Source organism: Parabacteroides massiliensis (genome assembly GCF_900155425.1).
GTDB classification, from domain to species: Bacteria; Bacteroidota; Bacteroidia; order Bacteroidales; family Tannerellaceae; genus Parabacteroides; species Parabacteroides massiliensis.
On record NZ_LT700191.1, the window covers coordinates 1,401,210 to 1,416,904 of the forward strand.

Sequence of the window (15,695 nt, forward strand, 5' to 3'; positions counted from 1 at the left end):
ATAAAATTTTTTCAAATATAGGATTGTGAAAATAAAAAAATCAAATAAATCTGCCACCTATTCCATATTTGTCTCTTACACTCGTTGCCGTGCAGGAAAGAGAACTGCAAAACTGCCGAAAAGCGACCCATTCCAGGCGGTTCATATATGATGAAAAATACAGTAACCCCGCTTTAAAAGGTAAATATACGTATCATGCTAATATTCAGTGCTTTTATCAAATACTATGTTTCTTAAAAAATATTACCCTTGCGGATAATTTGAAAAATATGGGGTATAAAATCAAATTTCATGCACTACTGTTTCGATTCAGACCAACGGGTATTCTGGGAAATGATACAATAAGCCAAGTATGACAAAAAGTTTTGCATTCGAAAGTCGTGTTCCGATTATAAAAAAGCGTATCTTTCCACAGAAAACAACCGATCTAACAATATATCCGTATGAAAAAATGCTCTTACTAATCTTGTCATCCGTCTGCCCATTCTTTTCGTGTGTAGGAGACCGTACCGTATCGGAAACGATGGACCGGTCAGAAATACTTTTAGAGGCAAATCCAGATAGTTCCTATACATTATTAAATAAGATAGAAACACCCGATAGGTTGAACGAACGACAGTTTGCCCGTTGGTGTATGCTGTATTGCCGGGCGGCGGACAAATTGTCTGAAGATATGCTATATACCGAACAACTCGACCGGGCATTGTCTTGGTTCAAAAATCATGGTTCGGTAGAAGAACAGGCTTGGATAGGGCTTTACTTAGGGCGTTCGTATGTGAAAGATAAGCTTTTTGTCCCGGCAATGAAGGCTTATTCAGAGGCGTTGGGGTTGGCAAAAGAGAAGCGTTTATATGATGTGGCAGGATACATTTGTAGTTATATGGCGGATTTGTACACCTACACGAAGCAAAGAAGTGAAGAGCGGAGGAAGTTTGAAGAAGCGGCAGAATTTTTTAAGCAGGCCGGTAATGAGCGGAGTTATGCCTTTGCCCTGCGAGATGTGGCTAAAACATGGGCATTTGACGATTCTTTGTCGTTGGTGCTTTGCTATATGTTGAGAGCGGATTCTGTTATTACAAAGCTTCGGGATTCGGCCGGAATTGGAGTCATTGCTAATGGCTTGGGTAATATTTATAATCTGATGGGGGATATAGAGAAATCAAAGAGTTATTTTATCAAAAGTTTAAATTCGGATACGATATATCAGGCTCCAACTTACTTGGCTTTAAGTAGTCTTTATTATGATGAAAACATTCTTGATTCAGCCCGGTGTTATTTGGCAAAGGTGACAGGAGCGCCAGCGAATCCGTATACTTTGGTGGATCGGTTTTATCTAGGTTATCTAATTGAAAAGGATGCCGGTGACACGGAAAAAGCCCTTTCCTATTTGGAACAATATCAGGAAAAGAAAGATTCTTTGTATGATAAGCAAAAGCAAGTAGACATTATCGATGCTGAGAAGCGGCATGATGTTACGACTGTTGTTCAAGACAATAAAAAACTTGTTGAGGAGAAACTGTTATTGTTTGCATTGGCTGTGATCGTTTGCCTTTTGTTGGTAGTGGGCTATCAGATACGAGATAAGAAGAGGCTTCTTGAAATAGACCGGCGGAAAAAGTTTTTAGAAGAAGAAAAAAGTCGTCATAAGAAACAGAAAACAGAATTGGAAGACCGTCTCCAAGAGTTAACGGCAGAGATGGAAAGAAAAGCTGCCGCACATGAGGATACGAGTGAATATAAGAAAGAAATCATAATGTTGAGATTTGAAAAATTGAGACAGTCTTCTTTATTTAAAACACTCAAAGAGCAATGTCGGAAAGTAGAGCCAGGTAGTGAACAGAAACTAAGCGAAAGGGAGTGGAAAAGCCTGATTCATCTGATCGATTCCTTTTTCCCGAACACCTGTGTTTTCATGAAAGAAAACACGTTGGGGCTGACAAAAACAGAAACCAAGATTTGCTATCTTAGTTTTCTTAATTTGTGTTTAAGTGAAGAGGCTATTCTTTTAGGAGTCAGTTCCGACTCAGCCAACAAGTTCCGAAGTCGTACCCGGCAGAAACTATGTCCGGGTCAAAAAGGAAGCGATATAAATGAGACCATTCTTCAAAAAGGGTGGTAGAAGTTTGGAATTTGTATTAAAATAGGGACAATTTTTATTGTCTCTATTTGTAAATGACTGATTAATAGGTTGTAATAGAACGTTGAATAGGATTTGTAGCTGTCTATATAAATTAATTACACAAAAATATATTGCTAATTATCAGTGTATATATCTTTGTGTAAGATGATTTTGTCCATAGTAGAATAGATTCTGTCCATATCCTGATTTGCTGTATTTTCTGGTTTCTTCTATGTTTGCACCCAACAAATTTTTATGAATGCATTTAGAAAAATTGGGTATGTGCTATTAATAGCAACACTTTCGTTTCCTTGCTTTGCCAAGAAACGAATAAATCTGGAAGGAAAATGGAATACTACTCCTAAATCTATTATTCCTAAACTACCTATTCAGGTATGGGTTGAAGACAACAACAAAGATTTATTGTTGGAGTTTTCCGTTAATTTGGGAACGGTCGAAGTGATTGTAACAAATTCAGAAGGAGAGGAAGTGTATAAACAATCTGTAGAGGCGAAGCCTTCGGTTGTCATTTCTTTGGAAGAGGAGGTGAAGGAAGGAGATGTGTTGTTGGTGACAGATGGTGAGAATTTGGTTTATGGGGGAATAAAATAAGCAATTGATTTTGGCACGGTAGCCAAGAATAGAACAATTCCTCATGCTTGTAACAAATGAAATTATTAATAACAATTTAAAGATTAAATCAAGATGAAAAGATTAATTAATTCAATTTCGCTATTGTTTATTATGTCAATAATTATATCTTCATGCTCTAATGAAGAAGATATACTTTCGCCAACAGACTTGGCGGTAACTAAGTCTGTAGAAAGTTGTCGGTTAGAAAGTGATTATACTGTGTTGGGAAATTATCTTATAATAGAAAATTATAGATATAAGTTATCTATCAGCGATGAAAAAGTTCTATCTTTAGGTGTAGAAAAAAAATCACTTGACCAATTTAAAAATGAAATAGCAGTAGTAAATGATGTAATTGCTAAAAATGAAACAGACCCCGAATCTTTTATTAGAATGAATTTGCCTAATAAAGAAGCGGTAGTTGTGCCGACATTGTTAAAATCTGGTAAGCGAAAGTCTATGCCTGTTAATGCAGAACAAAGACCTATGTTGATACCTTTCTCAGAAGATACAACAATTATCGATAGTACATCTGCACGAATAGGTCAGTATTTAGGCGGGATGGATGTCGGTCAAAATTGTTTTTTTGAGGGTAAAGATTTAATAGAAAGTTGGTATTATGTTCAGTCTGCTCACCTTTGGTCTTTCAGTTGTAGATGTGATATATTTGTTGTGCCAAATGAAGGGTGGAGAACTTGGCTCGAATCAGGTTTTGGTTCAAGTAACGGTTCTAAGGATTGGCAATTTTCCTTGGTTCCAGAGAGCGGTAAATGTTGGTGGGAGTTTAGTTCTATAAATACAGGAGCTGATGGAAGTTCTATAAATTTTAAGTTCTACAATAAAAACTAATGATTTTGATTTTATAGGATAATGCAGTGAAATGATTATGATAAAGAATAGTATATTTTTTTTGATTGTTTTTTGTTGTATTGTGTTTCTCTTTTCCTGTGAACAGGAAAAGGTTACATATCAGGATTGTGTGGAAGAGGAACAGGCTATTATCAATAATTTCATAAATGATCATGAAGTTATTGTATTGAAAGAATATCCAGGTAATGGAGTTTTCCATAAGAATGAATTTGTGAAACTTGAGAATGGTGTTTATCTTCATGTGATAGATTCTGGAAATGGGAATCGTCCAGTTTCTGGGACAAAGATTCAGTCATTTGCTGAAGGATGCATTCTGGGAAAAGATAGCATGATTAATTTTGATGGTTTTCGCAATAATAAGGATTTGGCAAATTGGCCTATAGAATTTACTTATAACGAATCTCCGTTCCTGGATCAATATTTGTTAGGAGAAGGTTATATGGGGGCAATGAAATTTGTAGGTGATAGTTCTTCTGTAAGTATGATTGTTCCATTTGCAGTAGGAAGTTCATATCAACAATCCGTTTTGGTTCCAATTTACTTTGAAAGAGTTGATTTTGTTTTTGTGAAATAATAAGATTTACTTGATATAAACTAAGAAATAAAAAGGGAGGGCTTTTGGTTTTCTTCCTTTTTATTTAGTTATCATATTATGAGCAAATGATAAAATTCTAATCTTTTAATAGGGTTTTCCCCCCATTTTTCCAACTTATTATATGAGCAGAATGGAGAGAAATTGCTTCGGTTGACAATAAAGGACTCCCGTTAAAGGTTACTTTATCCCCCGTTTCCCATTAGTAAATGAAGCCGAACATCCATAAAGGGATTTCGTTTTGGTAGGCATATTCCATGTCGTCTTTTACTATATATCCTTCAACTGCATTTTTTATCTGTGCCCGTTTTTTGTTTCGTCCGCCGACTTCGAAAGTGCGTCCGTCAATTTCAAAATCGCTGATAGGGGATGAGATGATGAAATGCCCTACACGCATCCAAGTAAAAAAGACGGTTTCACGAATATTGCCTATATCCGGAGTTGTGTCGGACAACATGTAGGCGATGTCTGTATTGTTGAGATAGATTTTGTCTATCTTTTCCAATACTTTTATGCCATTCGCTTTTTCTCGAAGCAGGTTGATGAGTCCGGCTTTTTCCAAGTAGAGCAGATAGGTGGGCAATGTGTTCCGGCTGATTTCTAGGTTTCGTTCCAATTTGGTGTAATTAGGCTTGAATGGTACGCTTTGGGCAAGGACATAAAGCAATTTTTTCAGTTTAAAAGCTGATGCTACATTCATTTCGGCAAATTGCGGAATGTCGGTTTCTATCATGAGTTTCACAACATTACTTAACCGCAAGCGATACTCCGTTTCTGTGAAAAAAGGATAATAGCCCGCTTGCAGATAGTTTTTGAAAAGTTTAAGAGGCCGTTCCTTTTCGTATGGAAATTGTACTTTTCCGGCTACTATCTCGGATAAAGGATAGGCTGGCAATTGCCATCCTTGGGTAAGATTGATGTATTCTCTAAAAGAGAGACCGGGCAGGTGATACTCCACTTTCCTTCGACTCAAGTCTGCACCTCCTTTTTCTAAATCCAGAATGGATGATCCTGTGTAAACGACATGGAGGCCGGGTATCTGGTCGTAAATGTTTTTTATCTCGGTTGACCATCCTTTGTATTTATGTATTTCATCAATAAAAAGTTTTTTCCCGCCTTGTGTGTAAAACTGGTAGGCTAAATCGAAAAGACGATGATTGGTGAAATAGAAGTCATCGGCAGTGATATAGAGTACATCTTCAGCCTTTTCGTACTTTTTGATGTGTTGGAGCAATAACGTCGTTTTGCCTACTCCTCTGGAGCCGACAATAGCTATTAGTCTACTGTCCCAGGCGATTTTATCGTGCAGGAAGCGGATGAAATCAGTAGATACCAATTCTAATTGAAGACGAAAGTTTCTGTATAAATTCTGCATCATTGCTATCTTTTAAGCTTTTTCTTTGCTACAAAGATACGGAATTGCATGTTCCATTGTGCATTTTTGTCAATAATTGCATGATGCAACGTGCGATTTTTTTTGAAAATGGTCAGGTTTATTCCTTGCAACAAGGGATGGAAGGACAGACTTTAGAAAGTTGGCTTTTCATTTCAATGCATCGTTTACAGCTATCAACTTGGCCAAAGTGTTTTTTTTGTGTGTTAGTAGTAGAATTTTTATTCGTGGATAGGGGGTTTCTCATTTTTTCTGTCATATAGTAAAGTCAAACCAATAAAAGAGAGTTGATATGAAAAAGAGTGTGATGTTTTTATTATTGAGTTTAGTGTGTTTCTCAGTTTCCGCGCAAATAGGGAAAGTGAGAAGTGGAATAATCGGTGGCGTCTCGATGGATTGGTATAAGGATAAGGCAATGTCTAAAGACAAAGCCGGATTTAATATACCGGATATGAAACCATCTTTTCATGTGGGATATCAGTTTCAAATCGAATTGAAACACCGTTTATCAGTGGACGCAGCCTTATTATACGGGCAGAAACGAGGTGAAATAGCCTCGATTGGCAATAAAGTGGCTCCTGTTAAAGGTTACCAAAGTAAGTTTGCAAGGAATTACATGGCATTGAACGGAGTTCTGAATTATAATCCGGTAGGAGGATTGAAGGTCGGCGCAGGTGTTGAGCCTACTCTTCATTTTAAGGATGATATTATGATTGGGAACACAATCAAATCTGCCTTTGATGTGCCGGTTGTTGTCAAAGCAGCCTATGCTTTCAAATATTTCGATTTGGCTTTGACATACAAGCATGGTACTTGCAATGTGATGAAAGGGGTTCCTTATATGAAATACGGTCGGACTCGCGACATGCAAGTTTCCATCTTTGTCCCGATATTCAAATGATTTCTTCAATAAAAAGTAAGTTATATTCTAAAAAATAAGTTTTATGGCAAAAATAATTATCTCACTATTGTTACTTATATTCTCTTTTAGTGTGAAAGGGATTGAATTACAACCTTATTCCGGAATTATATATTCAAATAAGTGGGGTTTGCAGACCGGTGCTGATATCGGTTTCCCGCTGAAAAATAATTTTTATTTTCAAACAGGTCTGATGCTTTATTCCAATCCCGAATCAACGTGTTCTTATGATGATTGGAGGATTGGAGTCAATCTGCCTGTTTATATGCAATACCGTTTGCCTATAAACAATAAAGTGAAAATGAATATCAATGTCGGACCATATTTGGGAATCGCTTCTGTCGGGCAAGTCGGTGTTGCCAGCAAGATAGGGCTTGATATTTCACGAATTAGCTTTAGTCTCAGTTATTTTCAAAATTGTGTGACAGACAAATTTGCTGTATTAGGATTGTCCGTAGGATATAAATTTGTCCTCTGATATACTATAAAAAACATTGCCGCAGAATAGGTTTTTTCCCCCATTTTTCCAGTCATATCAACAAAGTCAAACCAATAAAAGAGAGTTGGAAGAATTTGCCTTGACGGATAAAAAAGGATTTTAGATAAAGCTGGAAAAATCAGCCTTATATAATTGTGAGAGTATAAATAAATTCTTTTCTTTGTAGAAATAAGAAAGGAGTCAGTTATGTCGAGTTATATTCGTTTTGACTGGGCGATGAAGCGCCTGTTGCGTGACAAAGGAAACTTTGCAGTATTGGAAGGTTTGATCACTACGCTATTGGGTGAAGAGATCACGATCAAGACGCTGTTGGAGAGCGAAAGCAATCAGGAAAGCGAGTATGATAAATATAACCGGGTGGATATATTGGGAGAAGATTCGAAAGGTCGTTTGATCTTGTTCGAGATACAGAACAACAATGAGTATGCCTATTTCCAGCGGATGTTGTTCGGTGTGTCCAAACTGGTGACCGAATACCTCAACCGAGGTCAAGGGTACGAGTCTATCCGTAAGGTCTATAGCATCAATATCGTTTATTTCTCGTTAGGTAGCGGCACGGATATAGTCTATCATGGCAAAACTGAATTTCGGGGTATCCATAATAATGAGCTTCTTCGACTGTCACCGTTTCAGCAACAGACCTTCAAGGTATCCGAAGTTAGCAACCTGTATCCTGAATATTATATATTGCGTGTGAACGATTTCAACCGCTGGTCGAAAATCCCGTTGGAACAGTGGATATATTTCCTGAATACGGGCGAGATTCCGGAAGAAGCGAATGCTCCTGGTTTACCCGAAGCACGCGAACGTTTGAAGTTGGACCGTCTGAGTAAAGACGAGCTGAAAGCTTATTACCGGCATTTGGATAATGTCGTGATATTGCGTGATAATATTTTAACGGAACGTGCGGAGGGTCGAGTAGAAGGTCATGCTGAAGGCCGGGTGGAGGGTTTGGCCGAAGGCCGTGCTGAAGGTCGTGCTGAAGGTCGTGTTGAAGGTCGTGTTGAAGGCCGGGCTGAAGGAGAGCATGTCAGATCTGTGGAAATTGCCCGAAAGATGAAAATTAAAGGTATGTCCGTTTCTGATATTTCCGATATGACCGGTTTGGATGTAGAGGAGATAGAGCAAATTGACCGGTTTTGATTATTATTTTGTTATAGAAGTCTTTGTGTAAAAAACTGACGCCGGTTCAGAACCTGATAATTCTTATTATCTTTGCCTGTCAAAGTAAATAAGAGTATGGAAGATGAATTTGATATAAGGGATGCACGGGTTCCGGAGAGCGAGCGGGAGTATGAGAATGCGCTTCGTCCGCTTTCGTTTCGGGATTTCAGCGGACAGGCCAAAGTGGTTGAGAACCTGAAGATTTTCGTAATGGCAGCCCGGATGCGCAAGGAAGCGCTCGACCATGTATTGCTGCACGGGCCTCCCGGATTGGGAAAGACCACCTTATCCAATATTATAGCGAATGAATTGGGAGTCGGCTTCAAGGTGACTTCTGGGCCGGTGCTGGATAAACCGGGCGATCTGGCGGGAGTGTTGACTTCGCTGGAGAAGAATGATGTCCTTTTTATCGATGAGATCCACCGGTTGAGCCCGATTGTGGAAGAATATCTGTATTCGGCGATGGAAGATTACCGGATCGATATCATGATCGATAAAGGGCCGAGCGCTCGTTCCATCCAGATCGACTTAGCTCCCTTTACACTGGTGGGGGCGACGACTCGCAGCGGTTTGCTGACAAGTCCTCTTAGGGCACGTTTCGGGATTAATATGCACCTCGAATATTATGAGATGGAGACGCTGACGAAGATTGTACTTCGCAGTGCCGATATTCTGAATGTGAAATGCGAACTGAGCGCGGCACGTGAGATAGCCTCCCGTAGCCGTGGTACGCCCCGTATAGCGAATGCGTTGCTGCGTCGTGTGCGTGATTTCGCACAGGTGAAAGGGTCCGGGGAGATCGATAAGGCGATTTCCTGTTATGCTTTGGAGGCACTGAACATTGACCGCTACGGCTTGGACCAGATCGACAATAAGTTACTGACGACTATCATCGACAAGTTTAATGGCGGACCGGTAGGACTGACAACTATCGCGACTGCTCTGGGAGAAGACCCTGGAACACTGGAAGAAGTTTACGAGCCTTTCCTTATCAAAGAAGGCTTTATCAAACGTACGCCCCGTGGTCGCGAGGTGACGGAGTTGGCTTATGCCCATTTGGGACGGCTTCGTCCCGACGGAATACAAAGCTCATTATTTTAATTGTCAATTGTTTTTAAGTTATGGCAGGAGGAATGAAGCGGCTCGCAGGAGAGACCGCAATTTATGGCGTCAGCAGCATTGTCGGGAAGTTCCTGAACTGGATGTTGGTGCCGATGTATACGCGTGTGCTGGCTACCGAGAGCGATTTCGGGATTGTGACGAATCTGTATGCCTGGACAGCTTTGTTGATGGTGATCTTGACGTATGGGATGGAGACCGGCTTTTTCCGGTTTATGAACAAGAAAGAGATCAAGCTCCCGATGAGGGTATACGCGACGACATTGTTCAGTCTGGCGTTCACATCCGTCCTGTTTATGGTGTTTGTGTTCAGTGCGCTGACTCCGATCAGCAACTTCTTAGGATATGGTACGCACCCTGAATATATCGGGATGATGGCGGGGATCGTGGCGGTGGATGCTTTCTGTTGCATTCCGTTTGCTTTCCTCCGGTATCAGGGGAAGGCGGTTCGTTTTGCAGTGATCAAGCTGTTGAACATATTCCTGAATATTATATTGGTGATATTCTTCCTGATAGTTTGCCCGTGGCTGTATGAACATGTTCCGGGATTGATCAGTTGGTTTTATGTGCCCGGCTATCAGGTGGAATATATTTTTGTCAGCAATGTGGCTACTTCGGTGGTGACATTCTTGCTTTTAGTGCCGGATATGATACCCGGATTGCGCGAGAAAGCCAGTTTCGTGTTGTTGAAACAGATGTTGAAATACTCGTTCCCGATCCTGATTTTAGGGATTGCCGGTATCTTCAACCAGACGGCGGATAAGATTCTGTTTCCTTTCCTGTTTGCAGACAAAGACTATGCGAATACCCAGTTAGGAATTTATGGCGCCTGTTTCAAGGTGGCTGTTGTGATGGTGATGTTTATCCAGGCGTTCCGGTATGCCTACGAGCCGTTTATTTTTGCCAAGAATAAGAGCGACAATAATACGCGGGCTTATTCGGAGGCGATGAAGTTTTTTATTATCTTTTCCCTGATGATCTTTTTAGGGGTGATGTTTTACCTGGATATATTGAAGTATATCGTACCGGTGGAATATTATCCCGGATTGCGTGTCGTGCCGATCGTGATGTTGGGTGAACTGTTCTTCGGGATCTATTTCAACCTGTCGTTCTGGTATAAGCTGATCGACCAGACGCAGTGGGGAGCTTACTTTTCGACGATCGGTTGTGTGGTGACGGTGCTGATGATCGTGCTGCTGGCACCGGTTTACGGGTATATGGCTTGTGCGTGGGCTTCTTTTGCCAGTAACTTGCTGATGATGATCCTTTCTTATGTGATCGGGCAGAAGAAGTTTCCGATTCAATATGATATAAAATCAGCCGTTATTTACGGCATATTAGTGGCTTTATTCTATGTCGCCGGGATGTTGCCCCGGATCGATTCGGAGATACTCCGCTTGGGCTATCGCACGGTTCTGCTTCTGATTTTCCTGGCAATCATCATCAAACGCGATCTTCCGTTAAGCGAATTGCCTTATATCGGGAAAAGGTTTACATCTAAGAATATTTGACCCCGTCGGCTATTTGTAGGTATTAATTGAGAATGTTTGTTGTTGTTTATGCTCCTGTGTGTTTTGCAAAGTTAATTGAAAATCAATAATTATCGTGAGATTTGATCCGCTTATTTTATGTTCACAGCTCTTATTTTTTATTTAGAGATACTATTTCTATCTTTGTGCGATTTAGGCGATATGATAAAACGGTTGTCAGAGAGTGTCGTCCATTATAGGGGACTTTAATGGGATGTTCGCATACAAACATTGATTTTTATAGGATGGAAAAAGGATTACTGCACAAGCAAATTAGGGACTTTTTTGTCCGTAATTTCGGTGTCCGCCAGGAAAAAGAGGATGAACTCGAAACAATCGAGTCTATCAAGAAAGGCGTAGAGTTTAAGGGTACGAACCTCTGGGTTCTGATCTTTGCGACTTTCGTTGCTTCGTTGGGTTTGAATACGAACTCGACGGCGGTGATTATCGGTGCGATGTTGATCTCTCCTCTGATGGGGCCTATTATGGGGTTCGGCCTTGGGTTGGGAATTTCCGATTTTGACCTGATCAAGCGTTCTTTCCGCAATTTCGCTACGGCGACGGTGTTCAGTGTCATCACTTCGACGCTCTTTTTTCTGATCTCTCCGATCAGTGAGGCGCAGAGCGAGTTGTTGGCCCGTACGCAGCCTACCGTCTACGATGTGCTGATCGCTTTCTTTGGCGGTCTGGCAGGGATCGTGGCCAGTTCGACCAAGAGCAAAGGAAATGTGATTCCCGGCGTAGCGATCGCTACGGCTTTGATGCCACCGCTTTGTACGGCCGGATTCGGATTGGCGAGTGGTAATCTGTATTATTTCTTCGGTGCTTTCTATCTTTATTTTATCAATACGGTGTTTATCAGCCTGGCTACCTATATGGTGGTCCGCTTGCTGAAATATCCGAAGAAAGTTTTTTTGGACAAGCAACGCGAGAAGATAGTGACACGATATGTCGGGGTGATTGTCTTCTTTACCATCGTTCCGAGTCTTTTTTTGAGCTACAACCTGATCCGGACCAGTTATTTCAACGACCGGGTGCGGACGTTCATCGCGGATGAACTGAGTTTTCCGAACACGCAGATATTGAACAAGACGGTGACCGACACCAGCGACAAGAGAGAGGTGAAAGTTGTCCTGATCGGTGAGATTGTGCCGGAGACGATGATTGCGAATGCTCGTGCCAAGATGCCGAAATACGGCCTGAAAAACGTAGACCTTGTCGTACAGCAGGGATTCGGACAGGAAACCACAGACATCAACGAGTTGAAAAGCCTGCTGATGCAGGACTTGTATAAAAATAGCGAAGAAGTTCTCCGGGCGCAGTCCGTACAGATCGATTCGCTGAAACGCGACTTGAACAAATATCACAGCTACAATCATCTTACGTCCGAGCTGATGCCGGAAATGAAAGTTCTTTTCCCTTATGTCAAAGAAGTCTCTTGTGCGCATACCTATCTGATGGATATGGATAGCATTAAACCCGATACAGTCCTGTTGGTTTATCTGAAAAGTAAAGAAAAAGTAGATGGGGCAGAACAGGAAAAGATCAAGAAATGGCTTGCCGCACGTGTAGAACAAAAGAAAATCAAATTAATTATTGAATAATGCGAATCAGCAGTTGGCTTTCTGATTCAAAAATTAAAAATTAACAAATGTAAGTAGAGCAATAGCCAACTTTCCAAAGGTATGTACCAACAGCCCTTTGGTAGCTCTTACTTTAGATGCTCTTTGAATTTCTGTTTTTTCATTCAGCCAGTTGAAAAAGGATTCGATAGGTTGTCTGACTTTAGAAACGGCTTGCGAGAAAAGGTCTCTTGCAGCTTTCTCCCTCTGTTTGAGAACTTCCGGTTCCCCTTTAATCTCTTTATGCGGAGTAAGCACTTTAACCGGATTGTTCTCATTAAAGAAAGAGAAATCGCTGTAAATCTTGTCTGCAAGCACCGTCTTTCCGGATAGGTATGGCACGCATTCGCTTTTGAATACGGTCAGGTCGTTGTCCGAAGCCGGTGTCAGAGTTATCATTTCCGGAAAAGGTAAGGTTCCCTCCCTACGCTGTCCTACCATATGCAGTTTCATGCCATAGTAGTACATGTTCTTAGTGGAGCAATACCCTTTTGATGTTATCTCCGTAGCTACTTTCCCCTCTCGGTTTTTCCCTTTACAGGTCACTATCGGCATAGAATCGACAATGGATATAATGGAGTCGCAATCCTTGGGCTTGAATGATTGTATCATGGTTTCCACCAGCACCTTAAATGTTTCTGAAAGCATATTTAGGCGTACGCAAAACGTTTGATAAGACGGCAATTTTGGAAACCATGATGACAGATACTCCTTAGCGAAGGTATGTATCTCCTTGATGTTGAAGTATCTCTGGCAGTACCCGCAGAACAGATAGATGGTAAGAACCTCCTCATCCGTAAACTCAGGATTGGAATTGTTACTGAATCTCTGGCAGTGGAAACGCAGAGAAGACTTATGGACATCACAGATATACATATACAAACCTATTAGTATTAACTTTTTCTCCTTGGGAATCATAATTAGAAAAATGAGTGGTTTTATTCTTCTAATTTACTGATTTTCAAGGAGATTACAAAATAAAATAATGAGATAATTAACTGAATTACAAACTTTTAAATCAAGAATCTGAAGATGTTTTCAACTGCTGATTCGCATGAATAACGAACAAAGAATGAATTTTATGAAGAAGTTGTGGGCAGTGTTACTGCTTCTCGTTGCTTCAGGCCAAGTGTTTGCCGATGAGGGCATGTGGGTACTGAAAGAGTTGAATAAACAAAACCTGGCAAGGATGAAGGAGTTGGGATTTACTCCCTCTTACGAACAGTTGTACAGTGAAACCGACCCTTGTGTTGCCAATGCCGTCGTGATCTTCGGAGGAGGATGTACGGGCATTACCGTTTCGAATGAGGGATTGGTTTTCACCAACCACCATTGTGGTTTCGGTTCGATCCAGCAGTTGAGCAGTGTGGAACATGATTACCTGAAAGACGGTTTCGTGTCTCAAAGTAAGGAAGAAGAGTTGCCGGTTCCGGGCCTGACGGTCCGTTACTTGCGGGAGACAGTGGATGTGAGCGAGCGCATCAATTCACAGATAGCCTCGATCGAGGAAGAGCATCTGCGTCTGGCTGCTGCCGACTCGATCGGGCAGGCGATGGCCGATTCTGTCGGGAACACGGAGTTTCTGGCTGCCGACGTTGTGCCTTTCTACAATAATAACAAGTATTTCCTGATCGTCTACGATGTTTTCAATGATATCCGCATGGTATTCGCTCCGCCCAGCTCAGTCGGTAAATTCGGTGGCGATACGGACAACTGGATGTGGCCGCGCCATACGGGCGACTTCTCCGTGTTCCGCGTATATGCCGGAGCCGACAACAAGCCGGCTGCCTACAGCAAGGACAACAAGCCTTACCAGCCGAAATATGTGGCAGAAGTCTCGTTGCAAGGTTACCAAGACAAGGATTATGCGATGACGATCGGTTTCCCCGGCAGCACGGATCGTTACCTGTGTTCATGGGGCGTGCAACAGCGTATCGAGGATAGTAACAAACCGCGTATCGAAGTGCGTGGCATCAAGCAGGCGATCTGGAAAGACGCGATGCTTGCCAGCGACGAAATGCGTATCAAATATGCCTCCAAATATGCCGGCAGCTCCAACTATTGGAAAAATTCGATCGGTATGAACAAAGGCCTTGCCAACTTGAAAGTAATCGACCGCAAGCGGCAAGAAGAAGCTGCTTTTGCCTCCTGGGTGGCACAGGATGCAAAGCGTAAAGAGGTGTATGGCGATGTCTTGAACCTGTTGGAAAAAGGATATACTTCTTCCAGCGAATATAAAAAGATATCCACCTACCTGGGCGAAGCATTCCTGAGCGGCGCCGAAATCGTGAAACTGGCCCGCATGATCCAAAGCGTGGATGTGAAGGGCTCTACTCCGGAAGATATCGATATTTTCCTCGAAGACAATATCAAGCCTTTCTTCAAGGATTATGACGCAAGCCTCGACCGGAAGGTTCTGGCTGCCATGATGAAGATCGTGAAGGAACGGGTCCCAGCAGAGAATCTTCCGGATATCTACAAGACGGTGGACAAGAAGTACAAAGGCGATTATGAAAAGTATGCCGCCGATGTATTCAAGAAGACCGCTATCCTGTCTTACGACAATATCGCTTCCATGCTGAAGGATCCGAAAAAATATGCGAAACTGAAGAAGGACCCGGCTGCCGAGTTGAGCTTGTCCGTCCTGATATCCCTCTTCGAATTGCAGCAACTCACGGGTGATTCTTACTACGATATTGCCAAGGGCGAACGCCTCTATTTTGCCGGCTTGAAAGAGATGTATCCGGAAAAGGCGCTTTCTTCGGACGCCAACTTTACGATGCGTGTGAGCTACGGTTCCATCGGCGGCTACCGTCCGTATGATGCTGCTTGGTATGATTACTATACGACCCAGAAGGGTATCTTCGAAAAGGAAAACCCAGAAAGCGACGAGTTCTGGGTGCAACCCGAAATCCTCGACCTGATCCGCAGCAAAGACTTCGGCCAGTATGCCAACAAAAACGGCGAATTGCAGCTTTGCTTCCTTTCCAATAACGACATCACAGGCGGTAACTCCGGCAGCCCGGTATTCGACAAGAATGCCCGTTTGATCGGCCTCGCTTTCGATGGTAACTGGGAAGCGATGAGCGGTGACATTGCTTTCGAACCGGACTTGCAGCGCACGATCAGCGTGGATATCCGCTACGTGCTGTACATGATCGACAAATGGGGAAAATGCCCGCGACTGATTGAGGAACTGAAGTTGGTGAAATAGGAAGGCGGCAGCTTTGGGCTTG

General features: G+C 42.0%; 13 protein-coding genes. 11 read left to right on the top strand and 2 right to left on the bottom strand.

Going from position 1 to position 15,695, the window contains the following annotated elements; all coding sequences use genetic code 11:
• Positions 1 to 829 precede the first annotated feature (829 nt).
• From BQ9893_RS16830 to BQ9893_RS16845, 4 genes are all read left to right on the top strand, one after another.
• On the top strand, positions 830 to 2,119 hold the full coding sequence (locus tag BQ9893_RS16830; RefSeq protein ID WP_244155166.1) for a tetratricopeptide repeat protein: 1,290 nt from the start codon (positions 830 to 832) through the stop codon (positions 2,117 to 2,119).
• 255 nt (positions 2,120 to 2,374) lie between these two features.
• Positions 2,375 to 2,731 carry a DUF3244 domain-containing protein gene (locus tag BQ9893_RS16835; RefSeq protein WP_075967000.1) on the top strand — a complete coding sequence of 119 codons (357 nt, stop codon included), beginning with the start codon at positions 2,375 to 2,377 and terminating at the stop codon, positions 2,729 to 2,731.
• A 93-nt stretch (positions 2,732 to 2,824) separates the two neighbouring features.
• Positions 2,825 to 3,601: a hypothetical protein gene (locus tag BQ9893_RS16840; protein WP_139322619.1), complete on the top strand. Its 777-nt coding sequence runs from the start codon at positions 2,825 to 2,827 to the stop codon at positions 3,599 to 3,601.
• A gap of 130 nt (positions 3,602 to 3,731) precedes the next feature.
• Positions 3,732 to 4,196, top strand: a complete 465-nt coding sequence (locus tag BQ9893_RS16845; RefSeq protein WP_167369882.1) for a DUF4827 family protein — start codon at positions 3,732 to 3,734, stop codon at positions 4,194 to 4,196.
• Positions 4,197 to 4,416: 220 nt separating this feature from the next.
• Here BQ9893_RS16845 and BQ9893_RS16850 read toward each other — a convergent pair whose 3' ends face one another.
• Positions 4,417 to 5,589 (bottom strand): ATP-binding protein, encoded by a 1,173-nt coding sequence (locus tag BQ9893_RS16850; RefSeq protein WP_075967428.1) that lies wholly within the window; start codon positions 5,587 to 5,589, stop codon positions 4,417 to 4,419.
• Between the two features lie 310 nt (positions 5,590 to 5,899).
• On the opposite strand from BQ9893_RS16850, the gene BQ9893_RS16855 reads away from it, so the two are divergent.
• From BQ9893_RS16855 to BQ9893_RS16880, 6 genes are all read left to right on the top strand, one after another.
• A complete protein-coding gene (locus BQ9893_RS16855) occupies positions 5,900 to 6,508 on the top strand; it encodes a hypothetical protein (RefSeq protein WP_075967003.1) in 609 nt (202 codons plus the stop codon).
• Positions 6,509 to 6,551: 43 nt separating this feature from the next.
• On the top strand, positions 6,552 to 7,004 hold the full coding sequence (locus tag BQ9893_RS16860) for a hypothetical protein (protein ID WP_075967004.1): 453 nt from the start codon (positions 6,552 to 6,554) through the stop codon (positions 7,002 to 7,004).
• 207 nt (positions 7,005 to 7,211) lie between these two features.
• Complete coding sequence (locus tag BQ9893_RS16865) at positions 7,212 to 8,168, top strand: Rpn family recombination-promoting nuclease/putative transposase (protein WP_075967005.1); 957 nt, start codon at positions 7,212 to 7,214, stop codon at positions 8,166 to 8,168.
• A gap of 96 nt (positions 8,169 to 8,264) precedes the next feature.
• A complete protein-coding gene (gene ruvB / locus BQ9893_RS16870; protein ID WP_075967006.1) occupies positions 8,265 to 9,290 on the top strand; it encodes a Holliday junction branch migration DNA helicase RuvB in 1,026 nt (341 codons plus the stop codon).
• 20 nt (positions 9,291 to 9,310) lie between these two features.
• Complete coding sequence (locus BQ9893_RS16875; RefSeq protein WP_075967007.1) at positions 9,311 to 10,819, top strand: lipopolysaccharide biosynthesis protein; 1,509 nt, start codon at positions 9,311 to 9,313, stop codon at positions 10,817 to 10,819.
• A gap of 263 nt (positions 10,820 to 11,082) precedes the next feature.
• Positions 11,083 to 12,441 carry a TIGR00341 family protein gene (locus BQ9893_RS16880; RefSeq protein WP_075967008.1) on the top strand — a complete coding sequence of 453 codons (1,359 nt, stop codon included), beginning with the start codon at positions 11,083 to 11,085 and terminating at the stop codon, positions 12,439 to 12,441.
• A gap of 33 nt (positions 12,442 to 12,474) precedes the next feature.
• On the opposite strand, the gene BQ9893_RS16885 is transcribed toward BQ9893_RS16880, so the two are convergent.
• The gene (locus BQ9893_RS16885; RefSeq protein ID WP_244155011.1) at positions 12,475 to 13,107 is read right to left on the bottom strand and encodes a transposase; all 633 of its coding nucleotides are present in this window, start codon (positions 13,105 to 13,107) and stop codon (positions 12,475 to 12,477) included.
• A gap of 433 nt (positions 13,108 to 13,540) precedes the next feature.
• Here BQ9893_RS16885 and BQ9893_RS16890 point away from each other — a divergent pair, with 433 nt between their 5' ends.
• Positions 13,541 to 15,673: a dipeptidyl-peptidase Dpp7 gene (locus BQ9893_RS16890; RefSeq protein ID WP_394333243.1), complete on the top strand. Its 2,133-nt coding sequence runs from the start codon at positions 13,541 to 13,543 to the stop codon at positions 15,671 to 15,673.
• The last annotated feature ends 22 nt before the right edge of the window (positions 15,674 to 15,695 follow it).